The sequence below is a fragment of the Hydrogenophaga sp. genome, from assembly GCF_051007235.1.
In the GTDB taxonomy this organism is placed as follows: Bacteria; Pseudomonadota; Gammaproteobacteria; order Burkholderiales; family Burkholderiaceae_C; genus Hydrogenophaga.
On sequence record NZ_JBPCSJ010000448.1, the window covers coordinates 1 to 4,042 of the forward strand.

Consider the following 4,042-nt stretch of genomic DNA (forward strand, 5'->3'; position numbering starts at 1 on the left):
CGTCCAGCACCTGTGCCAGCAGCGGCGTGACGGCGGCGAACTTCTCGCGGTACTGGCGGCGGTTGTCGATGACGTGGTCTTCGTCGCCCCAGGCGGCCACGCTGGCGGCCTGCACGGCCGGGCTCATGGCGACGCCGTGGTAAGTGCGGTAGAGCAGGAAGCTCTTGATGAGGGCCGCGTCACCCGCTGCGAAGCCGCTGCGCAGGCCCGGCACGTTGCTGCGCTTGGACAGGCTGGTGAACATCATGAGGTTCCTGAAGTCCGTGCGCCCCAGCTTCACGGCCGCTTCCAGCCCGCCCAGCGGCGGCTCGTCGCGGAAATAGATTTCGCTGTAGCACTCGTCGGAGGCGATCACGAAACCGTGGCGGTCGCTCAGCTCGAACAGCTTCTGCCACTCGTCCAGCGGCATCACGGCGCCAGTCGGGTTGCCGGGCGAGCAGACGAAGATCAGCTGCGTGCGCGCCCAGACCTCGTCGGGCACGCTGTCCCAGTCCACCGCAAAGTTGCGCGCCGGCACGCTGGGCACGTAGTACGGCTGCGCGCCGCCGAGCAGGGCCGCGCCTTCGTAGATTTGGTAGAACGGGTTGGGAAAAGCCAGCGTAGCGCCGGGTTTCGACGCGTCCAGCACCGTCTGTGAGAAAGAAAACAGGGCCTCGCGCGAGCCGTTGACCGGCAGCACCTGGGTGGCGGGGTTGAGCGTCACGGCGTAGCGGCGCTGCATCCAGTCGGCGCAGGCCTGGCGCAGGGCGGGTTCGCCCGCGGTGGCCGGGTAGCCGGTCAGGCCGGTGTCCAGCGCAGCGGCCAAAGCGTCCTTGAGCATCTGGGGCGTGGCGTGTTTGGGCTCGCCGATGCCCAGGCTGATGGCGCGGTGCGCCGAACTGGGCGTGACGCCCGCGAAGAGCTGGCGCAGCCGCTCGAACGGGTAGGGCTGCAGGAGGGACAGGTGGGGATTCATGCGGGCGATTATCCCAAGGGCGGCGCCGTGGCCCGCGGGGGCCGCTCCCAGAGGGCGGGCACGGTATCATCCCGCCTGCCGTCCGGTTCCTGCAGGGGGCGGATTTCCATTACAAATCAAGCGGTTACAAACTGCTACGCGATCGCCGTGCGCCTCAATTCGATCAAGCTCTCGGGCTTCAAGTCCTTCGCCGAACCGACCAACTTCATGCTCCCGGGGCAGCTGGTGGGCGTGGTGGGTCCGAATGGCTGCGGCAAGTCCAACATCATGGACGCGGTGCGCTGGGTGCTGGGCGAGTCCAAGGCGTCGGAGCTGCGCGGCGAGTCCATGCAGGACGTGATTTTCAACGGCACCAACAACCGCAAGCCGGCCAGCCGCTCCAGTGTGGAGCTGGTGTTCGACAACAGCGACCACCGCGCCGGTGGCCAATGGGGCCAGTTCCTGGAAATCGCGGTCAAGCGCGTGCTCACGCGCGACGGCACCAGCAGCTACTACATCAACAACCAGCCGGTGCGCCGCCGCGACGTGCAGGACGTGTTCCTGGGCACCGGCCTGGGCCCGCGCGCCTACGCCATCATTGGCCAGGGCACGATCAGCCGCATCATCGAATCCAAGCCCGAGGAACTGCGCCTGTTCCTCGAAGAGGCCGCGGGCGTCTCCAAGTACAAGGAACGCCGCCGCGAAACGGCGAACCGCCTGGCCGACACGCGCGAGAACCTGACCCGGGTCGAAGACATCCTGCGCGAACTCAACGCCAACCTGGACAAGCTGGAAAAACAGGCCGAGGTCGCGGCGAAATACAACACCCTGAACGCCAGCGCCACGCTCAAGCAGCACCAGCTGTGGTTCTTGAAGCGCAGCGAGGCCGAGGCCGACCAGGTCAAGGTCAAGAACGACGCGGCCCAGGCGCTCAACGACCTGGAGTCGCGCACCGCCGACCTGCGCCGGGTGGAAAGTGAACTCGAAACCATCCGCCAGGCCCACTACGCGGCGGGCGATCAGGTCAACCAGGCCCAGGGCAAGCTGTACGAGGCCAGCGCCGAGGTCGGCAAGCTCGAAGCCGAGATCCGCTTCGTGGTCGAAGGCCGCCAGCGTGTGGAGCAGCGGCTGGCGCAGCTCAAGGAACAGATCGCTTCGTGGTCCACCCGCAGCCAGGACGCGGGCGTCGAGCTCGAACAGCTGGCCGAGGCCATCGTCGAGGCCGAAGAAAAGTCGGTGGTGCTGGCCGCCCAGGGCGAAGAGCAGGCCGGTGCCTTGCCAGCGCTGGAGGATGCGCTGCGCGCTGCCCAGAACCGTGCCAACGAACAGCGCAGCAGCGTGGTGCAGGTGCAGCAGCAGATCCAGGTGCTGGCCGCCGAGCAGCGCAGCATCGAAGAACAGAGCCGCCAGATCGGCGTGCGGCGCGACAAGCTCAGCGCCGACCGCAACGCGCTGGCCGCGCCCGACGAGGCCCGCCTGGCCCAGGCCCAGGAACAGCTGGCCCAGGCGCAGGAAGTGGCCGACATGGCCGAAGCCGTGCTGCAGGAACTGCAGGAGAACGTGCCGCAACTGGACGACGCGCGCCGCAGCGCCCAGCAGGCGGTCAACCAGGAATCGGCGAAACAGTCCGACCTGTCGGCGCGTATGGAAGCGCTCAAGGCGCTGCAGGACAAGGTCAAGACCGACGGCAAATTGAAGCCCTGGCTGGCCAAGCACGGGCTGGACGGGCTGCAAGGCCTGTGGAGCCGTCTGCACATCGAACCCGGGTGGGAAAACGCGCTGGAGGCCGCGCTGCGTGAACGCCTGTCGGCGCTGGAAGTCTCGCGCCTGGAGATGGTGCGCCCCTTTGCCAGCGACGCACCGCCCGCCAAGCTGACCTTCTACAGCCCGGTTTGCGCCGCCGCGCCGGCCGTGGCCGGCGGTGCACTCAGGCCGCTGGCCGACTGGCTTCGCCTGAACGATGCGGGCCAGAAAGCCTTGCTCGCCGACTGGCTGCAAGGCTGTCTGACGGCGCCCAACCTCGAAGAGGCCATGGCCCAGCGCGCCCAGCTGCAGGCCGGTGACGTGATCTACGTGCCCAGCGGCCACGCGGTCAGCGCGCACAGTGTCAGCTTCTACGCGCCCGACAGCGAGCAGGCCGGTCTGCTGGCCCGGGCGCAGGAAATCGAGCACCTGGACAAGCAGCTGCGCGCCCAGGCCCTGATCGCCGAACAGGCGCGGACCGACCTGGTGCGCGCCGAAGCCGCCTACAGCGAAGCCTCGCAGCGCCTGGTGGCCGCGCGCCGCGAAGGTGCCGAGACGCGTGGCAAGGCGCACGAGTTGCAGGTCGAGGCGCTGCGCCTGACCCAGCTGGCCGAACAGACCCGTGCCCGCAGCGAACAGATCACCGCCGATCTGGCCGAGGTGGATGCCCAGCTCGAAGCCCTGCAGGAACGCCGCGTGACGGCCGAGGCCCGCTTTGAAGAGCTGGACATGCAGCTGGCCGACAGCCAGGAACGCCATGCGCAGCTGGACGACCAGGTGATCGAGGCCGAACGGCGGCTGACCGGCGCGCGCGAACAGCAGCGCAGCCTGGAACGCAATGCCCAGGAAGCCACCTTTGCCCTGCGCAGCCTGCAGGCGCGCCAGGCCGAATTGCAGCGTTCGCTGGAAACCGCGGCCATGCAGGAACGCTCGCTGGCCGACGAGGAGCGCCGTGCCGCCGAAGAACTGACCCGCCTGAGCGATGCTGCCGCCCAGGCCGGGCTGCAGAACGTGCTGGCCGTCAAGCTCGAACGCGAGCAGGCCCTGGCCGCGCTGCGCAGCCAGTACGACGACCTGACCGCCAAGCTGCGCGCCAGCGACGAGCACCGTCTCAAGCTTGAACGCGAACTCGACCCGCTGCGCCAGCGCATCACCGACTTCCAGCTCAAGGAACAGGCCGCGCGCCTGGGCGTGGAACAGTACAGCCAGCTGCTGGCCGAAGCCAACGCCGACCTGGCCGCGGTGGCGCAGAGCATCACCGAAGGCAATGTGCGCCTGGCCGGTCTACAGGGCGACATCGACCGCCTGCACCGCGAAATCCAGGCCCTGGGCGCGGTGAACCTGGCCGCGCTGGACGAACTGACC

The 4,042-nt window shown here is 68.5% G+C and carries 2 protein-coding genes; one reads left to right on the forward strand and one right to left on the reverse strand.

Annotated features, from left to right (window positions below; genetic code table 11):
• Positions 1–955, reverse strand: a 955-nt coding sequence (dapC, locus tag ACR2JA_RS15965) for a succinyldiaminopimelate transaminase (protein ID WP_434010059.1), incomplete at its 3' end; no start/stop codon positions are given.
• Positions 956–1,102: 147 nt separating this feature from the next.
• Between dapC and smc the strand changes: the two genes are divergently transcribed.
• The coding region (gene smc, locus ACR2JA_RS15970) for a chromosome segregation protein SMC (RefSeq protein ID WP_434010060.1) at positions 1,103–4,042 on the forward strand (2,940 nt) is incomplete at its 3' end.